4 protein-coding genes and 1 pseudogene are annotated in these 4,857 nt (G+C 39.2%); 2 read left to right on the top strand and 3 right to left on the bottom strand.

Annotated features, from left to right (window positions below):
• Positions 1–63 precede the first annotated feature (63 nt).
• Positions 64–765, top strand: coding sequence for an ISAs1 family transposase (locus tag QUA90_RS29955; protein ID WP_333448745.1), 702 nt, complete (start codon positions 64–66; stop codon positions 763–765).
• The gene (locus QUA90_RS30630; protein ID WP_445300157.1) at positions 683–1,099 is read left to right on the top strand and encodes an ISAs1 family transposase; all 417 of its coding nucleotides are present in this window, start codon (positions 683–685) and stop codon (positions 1,097–1,099) included. Before QUA90_RS29955 ends, QUA90_RS30630 begins: the two co-directional genes overlap by 83 nt.
• Here QUA90_RS30630 and QUA90_RS29950 read toward each other — a convergent pair.
• The 3 genes and pseudogenes from QUA90_RS29950 to QUA90_RS29940 all read right to left on the bottom strand — a co-directional run bounded on the left by QUA90_RS29950 (position 1,050) and on the right by QUA90_RS29940 (position 3,422).
• Positions 1,050–1,541 (bottom strand): IS630 family transposase, encoded by a 492-nt coding sequence (locus tag QUA90_RS29950; RefSeq protein WP_333448746.1) that lies wholly within the window; start codon positions 1,539–1,541, stop codon positions 1,050–1,052. The genes QUA90_RS30630 and QUA90_RS29950 overlap by 50 nt on opposite strands.
• A 303-nt stretch (positions 1,542–1,844) precedes the next feature.
• Entirely contained in the window at positions 1,845–2,243 is a 399-nt protein-coding gene (locus QUA90_RS29945) for a helix-turn-helix domain-containing protein (RefSeq protein WP_333448744.1), read from the bottom strand.
• Between the two features lie 162 nt (positions 2,244–2,405).
• Positions 2,406–3,422: pseudogene (locus tag QUA90_RS29940) on the bottom strand (IS701 family transposase).
• Between the last annotated feature and the right edge of the window lie 1,435 nt (positions 3,423–4,857).

The raw sequence follows: 4,857 nt of genomic DNA, 5'->3' as shown, positions 1-4,857 counted from the left end.
TTGCCCAACAATAGCTCAAAACCTCTGCCCTAGTATTTCTGAGTATTTATACTCATCGCAAAAGTGACACGCTCCCTTTTTGGCCTTACCTTATGGTATCCTTCCGATGACACTTTTCGTCGAGTATTTGAGTTCATTGACCCAGAAGCATTGAATCGATGCTTTGGACGATGGGTAGAAACTCTCGTCACTAAGACAGGAGGAGAAATTCTTCCCATTGATGGTAAGACAATTAGAGGTTCTTATGACCGCAATCAAGGCAAATCGGCCCTTCATGTTATTACTGCTTGGTCTTCTGAACAACGTCTGGTTTTGGCGCAGATGAAAGTGGATGATAAATCGAATGAGATTACGCCTATTCCGGCATTATTAGAGTTGCTAGACATCACTGATTCTATCATTACTATTGATGCTATGGGGACTCAAACTGAAATTGCTCAAAAGATTATTGAAAAAAAAGGAAATTATGTCCTGACACTTAAAGCTAATCATCCGACTCTCCATCATCAGGTTAAAGAATGGTTTGAGAGAGCTTCTGCACAGCAATTTTCCGGGATTGATGTCAGTTATGAGCAACGGATTGAGTCCGGTCATCATCGGCGAGAAATCCGTCAAGTTTGGTCGGTGCTAATTACGGTCATTGGTGAACTTTACCAACCGCGATTATGGGCGGGATTAAAAAGTGTGCTCATGGTTGTTCGAGTGCGTCATCTTTGGAACAAAACTAAGGAGGGAAGTGCAATTCTATCTAACTTCTTTAGATAGTGATGCCCAACTTTTGGGTCGAGCCATCCGCAAACATTGGGGGATTGAAAATCAGGCTCATTGGACTTTAGATTGTACCTTTGCTGAAGATGCTTGCCGGACAAGCTCTTTCCACAGTCCCCGGAATTTGGCCCTCCTGCGACGTATTGCGCTGAATGCCCTCAACTGCGAACCTACTTACAAACGTACTCTTCGACAAAAAATGAAACGGGCAGCTATGGATAATGATTATCTGATTCAAATTATCAGTTCTTGTTTTCTTGACAAGATATTATACCATTTTTTTAAAGATGTGATAGAAATAAAGAATGTAAAATCCAAGACCATCCGGTGAGAAAACCAATGACGCGAGCGGTGAAAGATGCCAAAATTTCCTGGACTTTTGTGCGGAGCTCGTCAAGATTACTAAACACCGACCAAGCTAAAAAATCTTTGAGATATTCCCACACTCTTTCTGTGGGATTTATTTCTGGACAAGCCGGAGGCTGAAATAGTAAAATTATATTGTCTGGTAATTCAGATGAGCTTAAATTATGAGCGGGTGCGTTATCTACTTGAATGATGTGTAATTCATGAGGATATTGTATTGACAAAAGTTGTAAATATGCTTCAAAACAAACTTTGTCTAAATGCGAAAACTCCCAAAAAAAACTTTTTCCCGTAGCGCTCGATACTGCCCCATACAGCCAAAAACACTCAAATTTCCATTGATGCTTCCCGACGGGCTTTACACCTGAAAGCGTCAGCTTGCGCCGACGAATTGTATGTAGCCCTATCCGCGTTTCATCACGCTCACCAATAAGTAACTTTTTTATATTTGTTTACTTGAGGTAAAGCTTTTCCTAGTAAATCTTTTATCTGTTAATGCAAGTTATTTTTAAATTCATTAATGGCCGTAGATTTCTGAGAAATACTGCGAGGTCTTGGAATTTTTAATTTACTTTTTAATTCCCCTCTAACTAAAGAATATACAGCTTGGTAACTACTGGATATTCCTTTAACCCTCTTTTGTGACTTTCGGGAAAAAATAATCAGGAAAGCTTAGAGCATAAGACTTTTACCAAAAATCCTGATTTCAGCTATTCTGTTAGAAAATAAACGCTCAAATGCTCGCTATATCTACAGTTAAAAATTTGGCTTTTATTTTTATTTTTCCAGAGTAACAGAAGATGGTTAATCAACCATAGCCAAAGATGAACTTCTTTATAACTCTTAAATCCTTCGGGATCTCTCAACTCTTGTTGCAAGGTCGCTGCTATTTCAACTGAGAACTTTTTTGGGCGGCCAAAAACCTGCCGATTTTTTAACAAATTTTCCAGACCGCCCTTTCTATATTGGGAGAGCCAGCGATGAATCGTTGCCTCACTTTTACCTAAAAATGCGGATACTTCCCGCACAATTTCTACTTGTTTTGACTGAAACAAATAAAGCATTTGGACCTTATTATAAGCTAGGATGGTTTTTTCTTTTTTGAGCATTTTTCGCAAATTTTCTCCAGATTCGGTAATTTTTATCAGGACTTACGCATGAACGCTATATGTAGGGTTTGGCTTAAGAGAGAAGGCTAAGCCTTTCGGACTGGATACAGCTTTAAAACCCACGCTCATCAACCCCAGGAAATTGAAATATAAAAGCCCAAACTAGACCAAGGTCATCTTAAGAGTGGGGGTTTGTAGTTCCCGACTTAAATAGTCTGATAACAGTCCAAGTTTATCGTTGATAGATAGTCAAATTCATCTGATTGGCGAGGTATTTTAACCTCAGCCAGACTAGAATAGCGCACCCAATATGATTTCTTTGAATCCGGGCTTTTCTACACTGGCACTTGTCAACTCCAGTCAGTTGTTTCAGTTCTCTGTGAAACTCCTCAATTTTCCATCGATTGGCGCATAAATCTTTAACGTCATCCGTAGAAAACTGAGACATATCGTTGGTAGCAACATATTCCGTGTCACCGTTTGAGGCAACTACCCGAAATAATTTCACTTTTTTAAGCTTGGCAAATCCTTTAATTTTTACAATTTTACCTGACTCATTTTCAGCATTACTCCACGTTAAATCTTCAATTCGTTTGTACTTTTCTACCCCTCCTGTATCATCAACTAATCGATTTCTTTTAAGCGGACAGTAGTAAAACTTACCCAAGCTATCAATCAACAGCATTAAATCTTTTGTAGCATACCAACTATCCATGGCTGACGCTCCCAAAAGGCAATTGCTTGTGATAGACTATACCTTTGAGCATATCTTCTACATGGTCTAGTTTAGTCTTTCCGTCTCCATCAGGGTCATAAATGCGGTAATCCACTATCCAAAAAAGCCCTTTTTTGGGATTGACATAGATGCAAGTAACTAGACCAATCCCCCGAATTACCCGTTTTTCGTTTCCACTATATTGTCGGCGAGTCAGCTCGATTTTAGTGGCAAATCTTTTATCAATAACTGTGTCGTCAAATAAAAGATAACCTCCTTCATCAGTTTGGATAATCAGCTTAACTTGCTTCCAAAGCATCCGGGAAGTAATTTTTTCAGTTTTTAATAATAAATTAATAGTATCGTGGCTGCACCGCTTGAGATGGTCAGCCAGATTGGTCACCGTATAATTAATTTGACTGCGAGCGTAAATATTGACAGTAGTCAAGCGTAGTAAATTTCATACGCAATAGATTTTTTTGCTCGTCTGCTATTTTACAGCCAAGCTTTTCTCTTAAGTCCCCTCCATCCAGAAAAAAATCTTATAAAAAAAATAAAAAATATAAAATCTAGCAATAGTTCAAGCGATTTTCTAGCCCGGGGTAGCGTCAGGAATCGCTCTAGTTAGTCTGGGAAGAGGGTACGCTATATATAGCGTTCGTGCGTAAGTCCTGTTTATATGAGGACGACCAGACATTGTAATTCTCTCCTTTACTTTTTACACAAGTCTATCATATCTTTAAAAAAATGGTATTAGATTCTTCGGATTCCTTTTGTCAAGCATGATTGAGACGCTCTTGCCCTGGATACTATGGGCTATTAAAAAGACATAACATCTCTGATTTTTAAGAAAAAAGGAGATTATGTTTTAGCTTTAAAAGGGAATCGAAAACTCCTCTAACAAGCCGTCAAAGAGTGGTTTTAAGTAACTAAGAAATAAGATTATTTAGGCCGAGACTACAGTTATTATGAGCAAGTAGAAGCTGCACATCATCGAGTGGAAAAAATCCCAGTGTGGACTGTTGATGTATCCGAGTTACCACCTCTGCACAATCAATAATTATGGACGGGATTAAAAACAGTTGTCAGGATAGTTAGTGAACGACGGCTGTGGAATAAAACCACGACCGAAGCTCGTTTTTACTTGAGTAGTTTAAGGAGTAATGCCGAAAAATTTGCTTGGGCGATCCGCAGTCATTGGCAGGCAGGGCAAACGCATCTAAATTCTGAAAGCTTTACGCTATCAGGGGTTCCATTTTTGGCAACTAAACTCAAATAATGACTGAAACCTTTGTCCAGCAAGTATTCTAAGTAACCACAAAAAATTAATTAGATAAAGGCTCTTTGCTAGGCAAGGGTTTCAGTAGAAATATTGTGTAATTAATTCGGAACTACTACTTAAAAATAAGATGCGTTTGCCCTAGGGATTCCTTCAGGCTCGGAGTCAGATATGGATTGTGACAACGAAAGCAGCCACATCCATGCCAAGATACCATACATTTTAAAAAACTTAAACTAAGCTGCACCTGCAACGAAGCAGCCCGAAGATTCGGCGATTGGGCGCCTATAATCGATTCAGGAAACAGCCCAGATGCAAGGGCAGAGCCATTGGCGACTCGCCGGAACACAGTCTTCCATTGGTAAATTAGATTGACTGCTCTATCAGCTTGAACTCAAGGCCTTATTGCAGCGAGTAGAAATAGGCAAGTAGAGAAATTACTACAAAAAGATTCGGTTCCCTCTACTAACACCACCAGAGTAAGAACGCTATAGTTGATAAGCGTCAGAAAAAGGGCAAGTTGAAGCAATGCCCCCAAAGGCGCTGAACCTAGAAAAAAGAATAGTTTGAAAGCTTAAAGCACTATTAACCTCGTCAAAAAAATCAAGATAGAGAGTAAA

This window comes from Microcoleus sp. D3_18_C4 (assembly GCF_036702355.1).
Taxonomy (GTDB): Bacteria; Cyanobacteriota; Cyanobacteriia; order Cyanobacteriales; family Microcoleaceae; genus Microcoleus.
The sequence above is the reverse complement of the archived record's forward strand: the minus strand, read 5'-3'. Positions and strand labels throughout refer to the sequence as shown.

What these genes read in the sequence shown, in the direction of transcription:
- QUA90_RS29945 (WP_333448744.1), bottom strand. Translation starts at nt 2,243, where the DNA reads ATGCTCAAAAAAGAAAAAACCATCCTAGCTTATAATAAGGTCCAAATG.